General features: G+C 70.3%; 17 protein-coding genes. 9 read left to right on the top strand and 8 right to left on the bottom strand.

The window, feature by feature from the left end; all coding sequences use genetic code 11:
- Positions 1 to 146: 146 nt before the first annotated feature.
- Positions 147 to 950, top strand: coding sequence for a CoA transferase subunit A (locus tag ncot_RS17965; protein WP_206065417.1), 804 nt, complete (start codon positions 147 to 149; stop codon positions 948 to 950).
- 1 nt (position 951) lies between these two features.
- Entirely contained in the window at positions 952 to 1,590 is a 639-nt protein-coding gene (locus ncot_RS17960; protein WP_168618832.1) for a 3-oxoacid CoA-transferase subunit B, read from the top strand.
- Positions 1,591 to 1,811: 221 nt separating this feature from the next.
- Here the strand turns inward: ncot_RS17960 and ncot_RS17955 are convergent, their stop codons facing one another.
- The 6 genes from ncot_RS17955 to ncot_RS17930 form a co-directional block, all read right to left on the bottom strand.
- Positions 1,812 to 2,759, bottom strand: a complete 948-nt coding sequence (locus tag ncot_RS17955) for an ABC transporter permease (protein WP_168618831.1) — start codon at positions 2,757 to 2,759, stop codon at positions 1,812 to 1,814.
- Positions 2,760 to 2,812: 53 nt separating this feature from the next.
- Positions 2,813 to 4,252, bottom strand: coding sequence for an ABC transporter permease (locus ncot_RS17950; protein WP_168618830.1), 1,440 nt, complete (start codon positions 4,250 to 4,252; stop codon positions 2,813 to 2,815).
- Positions 4,252 to 5,013 (bottom strand): ABC transporter ATP-binding protein, encoded by a 762-nt coding sequence (locus ncot_RS17945; protein WP_168618829.1) that lies wholly within the window; start codon positions 5,011 to 5,013, stop codon positions 4,252 to 4,254. Before ncot_RS17945 ends, ncot_RS17950 begins: the two co-directional genes overlap by 1 nt.
- A gap of 108 nt (positions 5,014 to 5,121) precedes the next feature.
- Positions 5,122 to 5,784 carry a response regulator transcription factor gene (locus tag ncot_RS17940; RefSeq protein ID WP_168618828.1) on the bottom strand — a complete coding sequence of 221 codons (663 nt, stop codon included), beginning with the start codon at positions 5,782 to 5,784 and terminating at the stop codon, positions 5,122 to 5,124.
- On the bottom strand, positions 5,781 to 6,932 hold the full coding sequence (locus ncot_RS17935) for a sensor histidine kinase (protein ID WP_168618827.1): 1,152 nt from the start codon (positions 6,930 to 6,932) through the stop codon (positions 5,781 to 5,783). Before ncot_RS17935 ends, ncot_RS17940 begins: the two co-directional genes overlap by 4 nt.
- A gap of 140 nt (positions 6,933 to 7,072) precedes the next feature.
- Complete coding sequence (locus tag ncot_RS17930) at positions 7,073 to 7,420, bottom strand: hypothetical protein (protein ID WP_168618826.1); 348 nt, start codon at positions 7,418 to 7,420, stop codon at positions 7,073 to 7,075.
- 294 nt (positions 7,421 to 7,714) lie between these two features.
- Between ncot_RS17930 and ncot_RS17925 the strand changes: the two genes are divergently transcribed.
- Positions 7,715 to 7,954, top strand: a complete 240-nt coding sequence (locus ncot_RS17925; RefSeq protein WP_168618825.1) for a helix-turn-helix transcriptional regulator — start codon at positions 7,715 to 7,717, stop codon at positions 7,952 to 7,954.
- Positions 7,955 to 7,976: 22 nt separating this feature from the next.
- Here ncot_RS17925 and ncot_RS17920 read toward each other — a convergent pair whose 3' ends face one another.
- On the bottom strand, positions 7,977 to 9,341 hold the full coding sequence (locus tag ncot_RS17920) for an MFS transporter (RefSeq protein ID WP_168619449.1): 1,365 nt from the start codon (positions 9,339 to 9,341) through the stop codon (positions 7,977 to 7,979).
- Between the two features lie 44 nt (positions 9,342 to 9,385).
- Positions 9,386 to 10,126 carry a DNA alkylation repair protein gene (locus ncot_RS17915; RefSeq protein WP_168618824.1) on the bottom strand — a complete coding sequence of 247 codons (741 nt, stop codon included), beginning with the start codon at positions 10,124 to 10,126 and terminating at the stop codon, positions 9,386 to 9,388.
- A 40-nt stretch (positions 10,127 to 10,166) separates the two neighbouring features.
- On the opposite strand from ncot_RS17915, the gene ncot_RS17910 reads away from it, so the two are divergent.
- The 6 genes from ncot_RS17910 to ncot_RS17885 all read left to right on the top strand — a co-directional run bounded on the left by ncot_RS17910 (position 10,167) and on the right by ncot_RS17885 (position 14,356).
- Positions 10,167 to 10,331 (top strand): DUF4177 domain-containing protein, encoded by a 165-nt coding sequence (locus ncot_RS17910; protein ID WP_168618823.1) that lies wholly within the window; start codon positions 10,167 to 10,169, stop codon positions 10,329 to 10,331.
- On the top strand, positions 10,328 to 10,786 hold the full coding sequence (locus ncot_RS17905; RefSeq protein WP_168618822.1) for a RidA family protein: 459 nt from the start codon (positions 10,328 to 10,330) through the stop codon (positions 10,784 to 10,786). The genes ncot_RS17910 and ncot_RS17905 overlap by 4 nt, the downstream gene beginning before the upstream one ends.
- A 2-nt stretch (positions 10,787 to 10,788) precedes the next feature.
- Complete coding sequence (locus ncot_RS17900) at positions 10,789 to 11,661, top strand: NUDIX domain-containing protein (RefSeq protein WP_168618821.1); 873 nt, start codon at positions 10,789 to 10,791, stop codon at positions 11,659 to 11,661.
- The gene (locus ncot_RS17895; RefSeq protein WP_168618820.1) at positions 11,658 to 12,473 is read left to right on the top strand and encodes an MBL fold metallo-hydrolase; all 816 of its coding nucleotides are present in this window, start codon (positions 11,658 to 11,660) and stop codon (positions 12,471 to 12,473) included. Before ncot_RS17900 ends, ncot_RS17895 begins: the two co-directional genes overlap by 4 nt.
- A gap of 217 nt (positions 12,474 to 12,690) precedes the next feature.
- Positions 12,691 to 13,905, top strand: coding sequence for a Na+/H+ antiporter NhaA (gene nhaA, locus ncot_RS17890; RefSeq protein WP_168618819.1), 1,215 nt, complete (start codon positions 12,691 to 12,693; stop codon positions 13,903 to 13,905).
- A 46-nt stretch (positions 13,906 to 13,951) separates the two neighbouring features.
- The gene (locus ncot_RS17885) at positions 13,952 to 14,356 is read left to right on the top strand and encodes a phage holin family protein (RefSeq protein WP_168618818.1); all 405 of its coding nucleotides are present in this window, start codon (positions 13,952 to 13,954) and stop codon (positions 14,354 to 14,356) included.
- Positions 14,357 to 14,441: the final 85 nt, after the last annotated feature.

Below are 14,441 nucleotides of genomic sequence, written 5' to 3'. Positions count from 1 at the left end.
GCGGGTGGTCGAAAACGTACGCAGCGCGAGAGATCGCCGTTCGTCTTGCGGTCGGCCGTTGACGCCGCGCCCGCCGTCGGGCACAAATGGAGGAGGCGTCCGGACGGACGTCGCCACGTCGTTGAGGAGGACCTGTGGACAAGGTGATGGGGAGCGCCGCCGAGGCGGTGGCCGACATCGCGTCGGGATCGACCCTGGCTGTCGGTGGATTCGGGCTGTGCGGCATCCCGTCCGTGCTGATCGACGCGCTGCTGGAGCAGGGCGCCGACGAGCTCGAGGCGGTGTCGAACAACTGCGGCGTGGACGACTGGGGCCTGGGCCGCCTGCTCGGCGCTCGGCGCCTGCGCCGGATGATCTCCTCCTACGTTGGGGAGAACAAGGAGTTCGCCCGGCAGTACCTCTCCGGGGAGCTCGAGGTCGAGCTCACCCCGCAGGGCACGCTCGCCGAGCGGATGCGCTGCGGCGGCACGGGCATCCCGGCCTTCTTCACCGCCACCGGCGTGGGCACCCAGGTGGCCGAGGGCGGCCTGCCGTGGAGGTACGACGACTCCGGCAACGTGGTCGTGTCCTCACCGGCCAAGGAGGTGCGCACCTTCCCCACGGCCGAGGGCGAGAAGCAGTTCGTACTCGAGCAAGCGATCGTCGCGGACTTCGGCCTGGTCCGGGCGTGGAAGGGCGACCGGCACGGCAACCTCGTCTTCCGTGACTCGGCCCGCAACTTCAACCCGCTCGCAGCGATGTGCGGTCGGGTGACCATCGCCGAGGTGGAGGAGCTCGTCGAGCCCGGGGAGCTGAACCCGAACGACGTGCACACCCCGGGCGTCTTCGTGACGCGCGTGGTCGAGCTGACGCCGGAGCAGGCCGCCGACAAGCGCATCGAGAAGCGCACCGTGAGCACGCCGGTTGAGGAGGTTGCGCAGCAACCGTCTCGAAACCTGGAAGGGAACTGACATGGCCTGGACCCGTGAACAGATGGCAGCCCGTGCCGCCTCCGAGCTGAGCGACGGCTCCTACGTGAACCTCGGCATCGGCCTGCCGACGCTGGTGCCCAACTACGTGCCCGAGGGCGTCGAGCTGGTGCTCCAGTCCGAGAACGGCATCCTCGGTGTCGGTCGCTACCCGACCGAGGACCAGGTCGACGCCGACCTGATCAACGCCGGGAAGGAGACCGTGACTCTCAACCGTGGCGCCTCCTTCTTCGACTCCGCGACGTCCTTCGGGATGATCCGTGGGGGCAAGATCGACGCGGCCATCCTCGGCGCCATGCAGGTGTCCGTGAAGGGTGACATCGCCAACTGGATGATCCCCGGCAAGATGGTCAAGGGGATGGGCGGGGCGATGGACCTCGTCCACGGCGCCAAGAAGGTGATCGTGCTGATGGAGCACGTCGCACGCGACGGCTCCTACAAGATCGTCAACGACTGCTCGCTGCCCTACACGGGCCTGGGCGTCGTGCAGCGCATCATCACCGACCTCGGGGTCATCGACATCACCCCCGAGGCCCAGGGTGGCGGCCTGAGGCTGGTCGAGCTCGCGCCCGGCGTCACCGAGGACGAGATCCGCGAGAAGACCGAGCCCGAGCTGCACTGACCCCTGACCGATCGGGTCCTCTGGTCGATCCGGTCAACGGTCGGACGACCTGGACGACCTGGACGCCGAGTCGGCACGAGATGACGCTTGCCTCGTCACCCGTGCCGACCCGGCGTCTCCGACCCGTCAGTCTGCCGACCCGTCAGTCTGCCGACCCGTCAGTCTGCCGACCCGTCAGTCTGCCGACCCGTCAGTCTGCCGACCCGGCGTCACCCGGCCCGTCAGTCCAGGGTCAACCCCGCCGCCGGGGACACCCGGACCGCCCGACGGGCGGGCAGCACACACGCCAGCAGCCCGGCCAACGCAGAGACGAGCACGACGATCGCCAGCTGGCCCAGCGGCAGGGTCATCGTCGCGTCGGCGACGACCGACTCGAGCATCGTCTGCACCGCCACCCACGCGAACCCGATGCCCATCGCGGTGCCGACCAGGGTGGCCACCACGGAGAGCAGCACCGCCTCGATGGCCAGGGTCGCGCGCAGCTGGTGGCGGGTGAGGCCGAGTGCCCGGAGCAGGGCGTTCTCGCGACCCCGCTCGAGCACCGAGAGTCCCAGCGTGTTGGCGATGCCGATCAGGGCGATGACCACGGCGATGCCCAGCAGGCCCACGACGGCGCCGGTCATCACGTCCAGCTGCAGGTCGACGAAGGCCCACTGGCCCAGGGTCGACTCGACCTCGGCATCGGCTGACGAGGCGACAGCGGAGAGGTCCCCGCTGAAGTCCTCGGCATCCGTGCCCAGGTCGGCACGGATCCAGATGGCCTGGGTCGTCGGGCGGTCGTCCAGCGCCAGCAAGGTCTCCGTGGCGACGACAGCGACGGTGCCCCAGTCCTGGCCGGCACTCACGCGGAGCGTCCGGGTGTGGTCGCCGACCGTGACGGTGACCCGGCTCGGCATGGATCCGTCCTCGAGGACGCTGAAGGGCAGGTGGATCTCGTCGGCCCGGGGTGAGCTGAACCCCGGCCGACTGCGCATCAGGTCGCTCGCACCCGGAGCCGGCGCCACGACGCGGAGCCTGCCGACGCGGTGGTCGATCGTCGCGACGGTCCCCGGGATCTCCACGGCGTCCTCGACGGCCGGCAGCTCGCGGATGTCGCTGACCAGGCCGGCATCGAGGCCGACGCCCTTGGTGGCGGAGACCGATGCGTCCAGCGGGTGGTCGGTGGCCATCTCCTTCTCGATGATGCTGCGCCCACTGGCCAGGCCGGTCAGGACCGCGGTGGTCAGGGTGACGCCGACCAGCAGCGACGCGGTCGTGGCCGCCGTACGCCGGGGGTGTTGCGGACCGCGTTGGAGGTGGCCAGCCGGCCGGGCATGCCGATCAGGCGGGCGGTGAGCGAGCCGGCGACCCGGATCAGTGCCGGGACGATGGTGGGCCCGAGCACCACCACGCCGAAGAAGGTGGCCATCCCACCGGCAACCATCAACGGTGCCGCGGTCGCTGCGATGGCGGCCGCCATGGCGACCACTCCGGCTCCGACCATGAGGATGCCGAGGGCGATGCGGAGCCGGCCACTCGACGTACGCACATCGACACCGGTGTCGGGCCGCAGGGCAACCAAGGGGCTGACCCGCGTGGCCCGGCGGGTCGGCAGCCACGCCGCGACCAGGGTCACCGCGAGGCCGACCAGGAACGCGCCCGCGAACCACACGGGAGAGAACGAGGCGTCGCCGAGACGAGTGCTCGGCGCCTGGTCGCGGATGAGTGCCACGAGTCCCAGGCCGAGCCCGGTGCCGGCGAGCAGGCCGAGGCAGGCCGAGGCGGCTCCGAGCAGCAGGGCCTCGAGCCTGATGGATCGCAACACCTGTCGCTTGGTCGCGCCGACGCAGCGCAGCAGGGCGAAGTCGCGGGTGCGCTGGGCGAAGAGGATCGAGAAGGTGTTGGCGATGACCATGACGGAGGTGGCGATCGCGATCGCGGCGAAGAGCAGCAGGATGAAGGCGATGACGTCGACGCCGTTGGTGGCCAGCTCCTGCTGGTCGTCGACGAAGTCGTCGGTGGTCTGCACGGTCGCCTCTGGGTAGGCCCCCTGCAGGGCCTCGACCTGGTCCGTCGTGGAGCCGTTGCCGCGCCAGGCGACGCTGTTGACCACTCCCTGGTCGAGCCAGCGCCCCTGCGCCTCCTGCGTCAGGTAGACCGCGCTCCACACCATCGAGGACGGACTGTCGACCGTTCCGACCACCCGCACGTCGAGGGCGTCGCGGCCCTTGTCGATGGTGAGGGTGTCGCCGATGTGGACGTCGTTGCCCTTGGCAGCGTTGGCGTCGACGACCGCCTCGTCGTCGGTCTGCGGGAAGCGTCCCTCGACCAGCTCCAGCCAGCGCATGGCGTCGTCGCGGGGGAGTGCTCCGACATCGGCTCCGTCGGCGATCTCGGTGCCGTCACGTGAGACCGGGAGCCAGGCCCAGCCGAGAACGGAGGCCTGTGCCCCCTCCCTCTCCGCACGGTCGAGGAGCTGTCCGGCCTGGTCGCCGTCGATGCCGGAGACCACGACGTCGGCATGGGCGTAGGGAGCCTCGATCCCGGCAACCATCCCGTCCCGGGCTGCCGACGAGAGGGCGTTGGTGACGATGATGAACATGACGCCGATGACCACCGCCAGGCTGGCGGCGACATAGCGTCGCGTGTGCCTCCGCATCGAGGCGAGGATGACCGTGCGCATCAGGCGCCCTTCTGCTGCAGGGCCGCCACGAGCTCGTCCCGCGTCGGGCCGTGGAGATGGCTGGCGATCCGGCCGTCGGCGATCACGATCACGTCGTCGGCATGGGCCGCCGCGTCGAGCTCGTGGGTGACCATGACCACGGTCTGGCCCAGCTCGCGCACCGAGTGGCGCAGGAAGTCGAGCACCTCGGCCGACGCCGTGCTGTCGAGGTTGCCGGTCGGCTCGTCGGCGAAGACGATCGCCGGCTGGGCGACGAGGGCACGAGCGATGGCCACGCGTTGCTGCTGGCCTCCGGAGAGCTGGCTGGGCAGGTGGCCCGTCCGGTCGGCCAGGCCGAGCACGTCGACGACCATCTCGAAGCGGGCGCGTTCCTCCTTGCCGACCTTGCGTCCGGCGAGCTCCAGAGGAAGCAGGATGTTCTGCCCGGCGGTGAGCATCGGCAGCAGGTTGAACGACTGGAACACGAAGCCGACGTGGTCACGGCGGAACTTCGTCAACGCGGTGTCGTCCAGTGACTGCAGAGCCACGCCGGTCACCTCGACGCTGCCGGCCGTGGGCTGGTCGAGCCCGGCCAGGCAGTGCATCAGGGTCGACTTGCCGGAGCCGGAGGGCCCCATGATGGCGGTGAACCGCCCCGACGCCAGCTCGACGTCCACGCCGCGGAGCGCGTGCACCGCGGCGTCGCCGCGGCCGTAGGTCTTGGTGAGGCCGCGCGCCGTGGCGGCGGTCCCGGTGGTCTGGTGGAGGGTCGTCTCGATCATGGCCACAACGCTAGGAATTCCACGGCGCCCGGTCGTCAGGCCGACGGTGGAACGGCATGTACGCCGCAGGGGCGACGCCGCCGTCCGGCGTACGACCCGGGGATGACGTCAGGAACCGACGAGGCCGGTCTCGTAGGCCAGCACCACCAGCTGCACCCGGTCGCGGGAGTCGGTCTTGGCCAGCAACCGGCCGACGTGGGTCTTCACGGTGGCCTCGGCGACCACCAGGTCGGCGGCGATCTCGGTATTGGAGCGACCGCGACCGACCAGGACCAGCACCTCGCGCTCACGGTCGGTGAGCACGGCGAGCCGGTCGCTCCCGGCACGGGCCGGCGCAGGGGCCTCGGGCAGGGACGAGGCGAAGTGATCGAGCAGTCGGCGGGTGGTCGAAGGGGCCACGACCGAGTCGCCGGCGTGCACGGCCCGGACTGCCTGGAGCAGGTCGTCGGGGCGGGCGTCCTTGAGCAGGAACGCAGCAGCGCCGGCCCTGATCGCCGCGAACGCGTACTCGTCGAGGTCGAAGGTGGTGAGCACGATGATCCGTGGGGTCTCTCCCCGGGACGCGAGCAGCCGGGTGGCCTCGACGCCGTCCATTCGGGGCATGCGCACGTCCATCAGGACGACGTCGGCGCCGGTCACCGTCAGCTTCTCGAGCGCCTCGGCACCGTCGCCGGCCTGGCCGACCACCTGCATGTCGTCCTGGGAGTCGACCAGCATCTGGAAGCCGGCACGGACCATCTGCTGGTCGTCGACCAGGAAGACGCGAATCATGCCGGAATCCTTGCAGAGACCCGGAAGCCGCCGCCGGTCACCGGACCGGCGGTGAGGGTGCCGCCGTGCACGGTGACCCGCTCGCGCATGCCGAGCAGGCCCAGGCCCTTTCCGTCGGGGATCGCGGCGGCACCGCGGCCGTCGTCCACGACGTCGAGCCGGACCTCGCCGTGGTCGTGGAGCAGGGTCAGTCGCACCTGTGCCACGCCGGCGTGCTTGCGCACGTTGCTCAGTGCCTCCTGGGCGATGCGATAGACGGTGAGGGCGACGCCGTCCGGCAGCGTCGGCATCGGGTCGGGCAGGTCAGCCTCGAGCGGCATGCCGCCGGCGCGCGCCTCGTCGACGAGGTGGGGGAGGTCCTGCACTCCCGGCTGCGGCGCGGTTCCGGAGCCGGTCTCGGAGCGCAGCAGGCCGAGCATCCGCCGCATCTCGGTCAGCGACTCACGACCGGTCTGCGAGATCGTGTCCAGGGCCCGGGTGGCGGCGTCGGGGTCCTTGGCGGCGGCATACCGGGCCCCGTCGGCCTGCACCACGATCACCGACAGGCCGTGGGCGACCACGTCGTGCATCTCCCGGGCGATCCGTGCTCGCTCGTCCTGGGCGGCCAGCTGGGCCTGCTGTGCCGCCTCCCGTTCGAGGCGCTCCCCGCGCTCGACCAACGAGTCGACGTACGCCGCCCGGGTGCGACCGAGGGTGCCCAGCGCCCACGCAGTCGAGACGATGGCAGCAATGGTCAGGAAGTAGGAGACGTAGGCGGTCGGGCCAGTGCCCTCGGAGTAGGGCCTCAGCCAGTCGTAGGACGCCACGGCCGCGCCGACGAATCCGACTGAGAGGACGGCGAAACCCCAGCGTGCGTTGGCGAAACGGGCCACTGAGTAGACCGTGACCGGGATCGCGACCTGACCCCAGATGGGGGTGTCGACCGCGAGAGCCTGCAGCGAGGTGGCGGTGACGACCCCGGCAGCGGAGGCGATCGGGCGGGTGCGTCGCCAGAAGAGCGGCAGGAACTGCAGCGTGCACAGCGCGCCGACCAGCGGCACGAATCCACCCAGCAGAGTGCCGGCGACGGCGGTGAAGACCAGGAAGCCGGCGAGCGTGAAGTCGAGGAGACGCTGGCCTCGCTCGTCGAGACGCCACGGTTGCCGCATGGCGCCGACCCTAGTGCGTCACCGAGGGCGGATCGTCGTGCTCCGGAGGGATCCCCGTGTGCGACCACGGTCTGACGGTGGTGCAGGCAGCTCGTGCCCGTTGGTCGTGCTCACGGGTGATCCGCTGACCTCTGGCGCGCTCAGCGGCAGAAGGCGTGCACCTGGAGGTGGTTGGCGGCTCCGGCGAACAGCTGGTCGAGCGCCTTCCCGACCAGGAACTCGCCTCCGCGGACCGGGTGGTCGTCGCCGGGGTGCGTGACGATGACGTGTCCGGGCACCTGGCCCTGCATGTCGGCCGGGGCCTCGCCCGTCCAGCAGTCGAAGCGGGCGATCAGCCGCTCGACCATCACTGCGGACGTGGCCTGGTCCGCTCGGATCTCGGCCGACGCCGGTGCCTCGATGGGCGCGGCGTTCTGGGTGCCGAAGAAGGTGAAGCCGATGAAGAACGCCACGCAGGCGAAGGCCAGCGCACCGAGTCGTTCGGTCACGGTCCTGGCGAGTGTCTGTGGTTGACGTCGCCGCCCGAAGGCGAACAAGGACGTGCCACCGGTTCCGCCTGCTCGGCGCACGCCCGAGACCTTCTGCATGATGCTCCGATTCCCCCGTGCCGCAGATGATTGATCGTTCAAAAACTTAGCAGGGAAATTGGCTCCTGCGCTCGTTTTGGTTCAGGAATGACTCGAAGTGACCAGAAGCAATGACCATGCGGGCCACGCCTGCACGGGTTACCATTGGGTAGATCACCCTGGGGAGGGAGTGAGGCTGTGTCGGAGGCTGCAGAAGTGGACGTCGTGGGCGTGATCCCCACGTTCACGATGGGCGATCGCCTGCGCAAGGCGCGCGAGGGCACCGGTCTGACGACCCGCCAGTTCGCCGCCGTGCTCGGGGTGTCCCAGAGCACGATCACCAATGCCGAGAACTGTCACACCAGGACTCGTCGCATCACGCTGCTGATGTGGAGCCGGGTCACGGGTGTTCCCGTCATGTGGCTCGAGACGGGTGAGGCGCCCGACAACCCCTGACAGTCCCGGCCCACGTGTCGGGTCACGCGACCTGCGCGCCAGCGGCCGAGGTGCGCCGGGCCACGAGCACTCCGACGACGCCGAGCCCGGCCGCGAGGACGAACACCGTGGCGAACGGGTCTGCGCCGCTCCGGTCGGCGGCGTCGAAGAGGACCCCGGCCACCGACAGGGCGAAGGCCGCGCCGAGCGAGTCGGCGATCGACAGTGCCGAGGAGTTGAACCCCCGGTCCTCGTCGGTCGACTCGTCCAGCATGGCCACGCCGGTGCGCGGGTAGCCGAAGCCCATGCCGGCCCCGGCCACGACGTACGACGCCGCGGCGACGACGGCGGGGAGGTGCAGCACGACACTGACCACCAGGAGCGTGGCTCCGGTGAGCACGAGAGCCGTGCCGACCCGCATCGCCCCGGTGTTCGAGACGCGGGGGCCGAGTCGGGCCTGGACCTGGCTGGCCGCCGCCCAGATGACGCCGACGACGGTGAGGGCCAGGCCGGCTCGACCTGCGGTGAGGCCCCAGTCCTCCTGGAGGACGTAGACGATGTAGGCCTCGACGCAGAAGAATGCGGCGCTCAGCAGGCCGCGCGTGCCGATGACGGCGGGCAGGCCCGGCCGCGCGACCAGGGTGCCCGGCGGAAGCAGCCTGCGCAGCGACAGCACGACCACCAGGAAGGCCGGGATGGCACCGAGGCCGGTGACGCCCCGGGCCGACCCGAGGAGCTCGACCGCGAGGACGGCGACCGCGGCCAGGGCCGCCCACAGCAGTCGTGACAGGGGTGCGCCCTGCGTGGCGCCGTGGTCGCCCCGACCACGGACGGCGGGGGCGATCAGCAGTGCGCTGAGCGCGACCAGGGCCACCGCGCCGAGGAAGACCCACCGCCACCCGACGTGCGCTGCGACGTAGGCCGCGAGGGCCGGACCGAACAGGCTCGGCAGCACCCACGCGGCCGCGAAGCTGGCGAAGACCGACGGCTGCAGCCGGGGCGGGAAGGCCAGCCCCACCAGCACGTAGAGCCCCACCGTCAGGGCGCCACCACCGAGTCCCTGCAGCAACCGACCGCCGACCAGGACCTCCATGGTCGGTGCGGTCCCGCACACGACGAGCCCGGCGGAGAAGAGGACCATCGAGAGCACCAGGGGCAGCGCCGGGCCACGGCGGTCGGACCAGAGTCCGGCGGCGACGGTGCCGATGACGCCGCTGGCGAGCGGTGCTGCGAAGGTCAGCGCGTAGAGGTCCTCCCCGTGGAGCTCGCGCGCGATGCCCGGCATCACGGTCGTCACAGCCATCGCCTCGAACGCCACGAACGCGATCAGGGCAAACATGCCGATCGTCGTCGCGGCGTACGCCGGGGCAAGGATCCGCTCGGGACGGTCCTGCTGGGTCTCGGTCATCGTGGTCACGCTGGCAGACGCTAGGAGTTGAAGTGCGGTTGAGGTCAAGCGAGGTCGTGCTTGAGCGCCTCACGCCGTGACAGTCCCGAGAGCCGGGTGCCACGCGCTGCGACGAAGCCTCGCACCCAGTCGGGATCAGTGCGGAAGTGGTCGCGCAGGGCCCAGCCGATGGCCTTGCGGATGAAGAACTCGCGTCCGTGGGGCGACTCCGCGGCCCTCGTGCGCGTGGAGCCGTCGAGGTTGGCGTCGATCGCGTGCGTCAGCAGCACCCGGTCGAGCCGATCCTTGAGGCCGAGCTGGCAGATGATCGCCGTACGCCTGGTCCAGAGGTGGTCGTCGACGGCCCACTCCCGCATCAACCCGGTGACCTCGTCGCGATGGGCGACCAGGATGTCACGCACGAGGTGTGAGGCGATGCCGTCGACGTGGTCCCACCACGCGCCGGTCTCGACCAGGTGCCGATAGAGCTCGAGGGTGTGCACCTGCTGGTGCTCCCGGTAGAGACGGTGGCCGGCCAGGGACGTGGCGGCGTACCGCTCCTCGCGGAACTCGGCCCCGTCCCAGAGCAGCAGGACGGCCTCTCGCCAGGACTCCTCGTCGGGGAGCACCCACGCGGCGTACGTCTCCTTGAGCAGTCGGGCCAGCGGGACGGCGCTGACCCCGCGGTAGGGCATGGTCGACTTCATGTAGGCCCGCATCGACGCGGCCCTGGTCGGCTCGGCGGCCCCGGCGATGCCCTGGCGAACCAGGCTGGCGAGCTCGTGCGGGCCGATCTCCTCGGGCATGTGGTGCAGCCTAGACCGGGGCCCGAGTAAGGTGCCCAGCATGACGAAGTGGGAATACCAGGTGGCGCCGATTCCGCTCCACAACGAAGCCCTGATGCTCAACAACTTCGGGCAGGACGGCTGGGAGCTCGTCCAGCTCCAGACCAATGCCCAAGGCGGCACGGTCGCGTTCTTCAAGCGACCGCTCGACGGCGGTCAGGCATGAGCGTCGTCGAGGACCGTCTCGCAGAGCTGGGCCTGACCGTCCCTGACGTCGCCAAGCCCGTCGCCGCCTATGTGCCTGCGGTGCGCAGCGGCAACCACATCTTCACCTCCGGCCAGCTGCCGATGAGGAATGGCGAGCTCATGGTCACCGGCAAGGTCGGTGGCGAGGTCGGCGAGGAGCAGGCGGCGGAGTGCGCCCAGCAGTGCGCCCTCAACGCGATCGCCGCGGTGAAGTCCGTGATCGGCGACCTCGACCAGGTCAAGCGCATCGTGAAGGTGGTCGCGTTCGTCGCCTCCACACCCGACTTCACCGGCCAGCCGCGCGTCGCCAACGGTGCCTCCGAGCTGCTCGGCAAGGCGTTCGGCGAGGCAGGCGTGCACGCCCGCTCGGCCGTCGGCGTCCCGGTGCTGCCCCTCGACACTCCGGTCGAGGTCGAGATCACCGTCGAGGTCTGAGGATGGACCCGACGCGAACCCTGCCGCCGGGGTTCCTCGACCAGGCACGAGAGTTCATCGACGGCACCCGGGAGCCTGCGACGCCACGAGCCGCGTCGACCGTCGTGCTGCTGCGCGAGGGCGACGGCCGGCCCGGTGGGCTCGAGTCCTACCTGTTGCGACGCCACGTCGGGATGAAGTTCGCAGCCGGCATGAGCGTCTTCCCGGGTGGCGGGGTCGACCCGCGTGACGCCGACGTCGACCAGTCCCTGTGGGCCGGCCCGACGCCCGAGGAGTGGGCCCAGCGGATGGACTGCACCCCGGAGCAGGCCACCGAGCTGGTCTGCGCGGCGGTGCGCGAGACCTTCGAGGAGTCCGGTGTCCTGCTGGCCGGCACCAGGGACACCGTCGTCGCCGACACCACCGGTGACGACTGGGAGCGCGACCGGGCCGCGCTCGAGGCCCACGAGCTGGCCTTCTCCGACTTCCTCCAGGCGCGTGACCTGGTGATCCGCACCGACCTGCTGGCCGTCCTCGGCGGTTGGCTGACCCCGGTCTTCGAGCCCAAGCGCTATCTCACCTGGTTCTTCGTGGCCGCCCTGCCCGAGGGGCAGGTCACCCGCGACGTCTCCACCGAGTCCGAGACGGTGGCGTGGTTCCCGGTGCGCGACGCGCTGCGGTTGGCCGACGAGGGCCAGATGATGCTGATGCCGCCGACCTACGCAACGCTCTGCGACATGTACGACGCCACGTCACCCGCGGCCGCTCTCGAGCATGCCTCCTCGCTGCCCTTCGAGATGATCACTCCGACCTTCGACCCGGAGACCAATCGCCTCGAGAGCAACGACCGGATCGTCGAGCTCGGCACCCGGGTCGGCGAAGCGCTGGCGCAATGAGCAGCACGACAGGCTGGGCCGGCGGGAGCTTCGGGGAGCGAGCGCGCTGCGTGCTCGCCCCCAACGCCGACCTGATGACGCTCGACGGCACCAACACCTGGGTCCTGCGCGAGCCCGGTGCCCGGCGCTCGATCGTGATCGACCCCGGACCGTCGATCCTCAGCCACCTCGACGCGATCGAGGACGCCTCGGGTGCGGTCGCCGCCGTGCTGCTGACCCATCACCACCACGACCACTCCGAGGCGGCACGCGAGTTCGCCGAACGGATGGGTTGCGGCGTACGCGCCCTCGACCCGGCGTACCGGCTGGGCAGCGAAGGCCTCGCCGACGGTGACGTGGTCGAGGTCGACGGCCTCGAGGTGCACGTCATCGCCACCCCCGGCCACACGGCCGACTCCCTCTCCTTCCACGTCCCGGCGGACGGCGCCGTGCTCACCGGCGACACGGTGCTGGGCCGCGGCACGACGGTCGTCGCCCACCCCGACGGCCAGCTCGGTGCCTACCTCGACTCGCTCGACCGTTTGCACCGGTTGGCCACCGAGCACGAACTGGCCGCGATCTGGCCCGGGCACGGTCCGGTGATCGAGGACGCCCTCGGCGCCCTCGACTTCTACATCAGCCACCGACGCGACCGGCTGGCCCAGGTCGAGGCCGCGGTGGCCACGCTCGCCGCCCAGCCGCACCCCGAGGGGATCGCCGACGACGAGCTGCCACGCAAGGTGGTCGAGATCGTCTACGTCGACGTCGATCCGGTGCTGTGGGGTGCCGCCGAGATGAGTGTCCGCGCCCAGCTCGCCTTCCTCCGGCGATAGTCCCTGAGGTTTCGTCCTCGGAGGGACGCAACGTCAGGGGGCGCCGGCAGCGGAGCACTCGGACGTCAGGGGACCATCCCGTTCGGGGAGGGGCCGGGGAAGTCTCGGGGGAAGCCTCGGCGGGAGTAGAGTGCACCGTGGAGAGCCGGGAAGTCTGGTCGGCCCGTCGCACACAGTCGCCGGCGGAAGTCTGCAGCCAACCCCTGAACGAGGCCCCATGACCAAGCTCGCCCGCCTTCGCTTCCTCCCCGATCCAACCAGTCGTGAGGACACCTTCGTCGGTGACTTCCTCCGCAAGGAAACCGTCGGTGGTGCCGTCGCCCTGATCGCCGCACTGGTGGCCGTCGTATGGGCGAACTCCGCCTTCGGTCACGGCTACGAGCACCTGCGTGAATTCCGGATCGGGCCCCTGAACGTCGAGCAGTGGGCAGCGGACGGTGCGCTGACCCTGTTCTTCTTCGTCACCGGGCTGGAGCTCAAGCGCGAGTTCCTCGTGGGCTCACTGAGCAAGATCTCCGACGCCATCGTTCCGGTCGTCGCGGCGGCCTGCGGCGTGGCCGTCCCGGCGCTGATCTACACCGTCGTCAACGTGGTCGGCGACGGACACGTCGGTGGCTGGGCGATTCCCTCGGCCACCGACATCGCCTTCGCCCTGGCCGTGCTGGCGATCGTCGGGTCATCGCTGCCGGGACAGCTGCGCGCCTTCCTGCTCACCCTCGCGGTGGTCGACGACCTCATCGTCATCATCATCATCGCCGCGTTCTACGCCGCGGGCTTCGACCCGTGGTCCCTGGTGCTGGCCGGACTGTGCTTCGCCGCCTACGGGCTGCTGCAGCACCTGCGCGTGCCGAACGTGCTGCCCTACCTGCCGCTGGCGATCGGCGCCTGGTGGTTCACCCACGAGAGTGGCATCCACGCCACCATCGCCGGTGTCGTGCTCGGGCTGCTCACGCGTGTCCGCACCGACAACGGCGAGGACACCAGCCCGGCCGAACACATCGAGCACGTCCTGTCGCCCTGGTCGGCAGGAGTCGCGGTCCCGTTCTTCGCGCTGATGTCTGCCGGTGTCGTCATCGGTGGTGGTGCGGAGCTGGTCACCGACCCGGTCGTGATCGGCGTGGTTCTCGGGCTCGTGCTCGGCAAGCCGATCGGGGTGTTCGGCGGCTCGTGGCTGCTGACGAAGCTGACCCGCGCGGAGATCGACAAGGACATCAGCTGGATCGACGTCTTCGGTGTCGCGGTGCTGGCCGGCGTCGGCTTCACCGTGTCGCTGCTCGTCTCCGACCTGTCCTTCACCGGAGCCGAGCGGGAGGCGGCCAAGACCGCTGTCCTCTGCGGGTCACTGTTCGCGTCTGTCCTCGGGGCAACGATCCTGCTCCGTCGCAACCGGGTGCACCGGAGGGTCGCGGAGCAGGCCGCCGCTGACGTGTAGAGTCCGCAACGGACTGACCGACCGCGAGACACAGGGAGCCAACCGCATGTCCCTCGACGAGGCGAAGCGCGAAGAGCCGACCATCGGCAAGCTGGTCGTCGATGCCCAACGCGACATCTCGAGCCTCATCTCCAACGAGATCAAGCTCGCCAAGTCGGAGCTCAAGGTCAGCGTCAAGGCGGGCGGGACCGGCATCGGGCTCTTCGCCGGCGCCGCCTTCATGCTGCTGCTGGCGGTCATCATCTTCTCGATCTTCCTGGCCGAGCTGATCCACTGGAACGGCGACGGCCTCGACCGGCACTGGTGCTACCTGATCGTCTTCGGTCTCTACGTCCTGGTCGCCGCGATCCTCGGCTTCCTCGGCCTGCGCTCGGTGAAGAAGGTCAAGGGGCCCGAGAAGGCGATCGCCCAGGCCAAGGAGACGAAGACCGCGCTCAAGCGCAGCAGCTGACTGCTCACCCACTCATCCGATAGTCCCCAACGTCTCGCAGGTCGGAACCGTGATTCCGGATGCGAGGCGTTGGGGACTATCGCGG

It is taken from the genome of Nocardioides sp. JQ2195, assembly GCF_012272695.1.
In the GTDB taxonomy this organism is placed as follows: domain Bacteria; phylum Actinomycetota; class Actinomycetes; order Propionibacteriales; family Nocardioidaceae; genus Nocardioides.
The sequence above is the reverse complement of the archived record's forward strand: the minus strand, read 5'-3'. Positions and strand labels throughout refer to the sequence as shown.

Excerpts from the sequence above, each read along its gene's own strand:
- ncot_RS17965 (WP_206065417.1), top strand. The coding sequence starts at position 147 with ATGGGGAGCGCCGCCGAGGCGGTGGCCGACATCGCGTCGGGATCGACC.
- ncot_RS17960 (WP_168618832.1), top strand. The coding sequence starts at position 952 with ATGGCCTGGACCCGTGAACAGATGGCAGCCCGTGCCGCCTCCGAGCTG.
- ncot_RS17955 (WP_168618831.1), bottom strand. The coding sequence starts at position 2,759 with ATGGCCACCGACCACCCGCTGGACGCATCGGTCTCCGCCACCAAGGGC.
- ncot_RS17950 (WP_168618830.1), bottom strand. The coding sequence starts at position 4,252 with ATGCGCACGGTCATCCTCGCCTCGATGCGGAGGCACACGCGACGCTAT.
- ncot_RS17945 (WP_168618829.1), bottom strand. The coding sequence starts at position 5,013 with ATGATCGAGACGACCCTCCACCAGACCACCGGGACCGCCGCCACGGCG.
- ncot_RS17940 (WP_168618828.1), bottom strand. The coding sequence starts at position 5,784 with ATGATTCGCGTCTTCCTGGTCGACGACCAGCAGATGGTCCGTGCCGGC.
- ncot_RS17935 (WP_168618827.1), bottom strand. The coding sequence starts at position 6,932 with ATGCGGCAACCGTGGCGTCTCGACGAGCGAGGCCAGCGTCTCCTCGAC.
- ncot_RS17920 (WP_168619449.1), bottom strand. The coding sequence starts at position 9,341 with ATGACCGAGACCCAGCAGGACCGTCCCGAGCGGATCCTTGCCCCGGCG.
- ncot_RS17915 (WP_168618824.1), bottom strand. The coding sequence starts at position 10,126 with ATGCCCGAGGAGATCGGCCCGCACGAGCTCGCCAGCCTGGTTCGCCAG.
- ncot_RS17910 (WP_168618823.1), top strand. The coding sequence starts at position 10,167 with ATGACGAAGTGGGAATACCAGGTGGCGCCGATTCCGCTCCACAACGAA.
- ncot_RS17905 (WP_168618822.1), top strand. The coding sequence starts at position 10,328 with ATGAGCGTCGTCGAGGACCGTCTCGCAGAGCTGGGCCTGACCGTCCCT.
- ncot_RS17900 (WP_168618821.1), top strand. The coding sequence starts at position 10,789 with ATGGACCCGACGCGAACCCTGCCGCCGGGGTTCCTCGACCAGGCACGA.
- ncot_RS17895 (WP_168618820.1), top strand. The coding sequence starts at position 11,658 with ATGAGCAGCACGACAGGCTGGGCCGGCGGGAGCTTCGGGGAGCGAGCG.
- nhaA (WP_168618819.1), top strand. The coding sequence starts at position 12,691 with ATGACCAAGCTCGCCCGCCTTCGCTTCCTCCCCGATCCAACCAGTCGT.
- ncot_RS17885 (WP_168618818.1), top strand. The coding sequence starts at position 13,952 with ATGTCCCTCGACGAGGCGAAGCGCGAAGAGCCGACCATCGGCAAGCTG.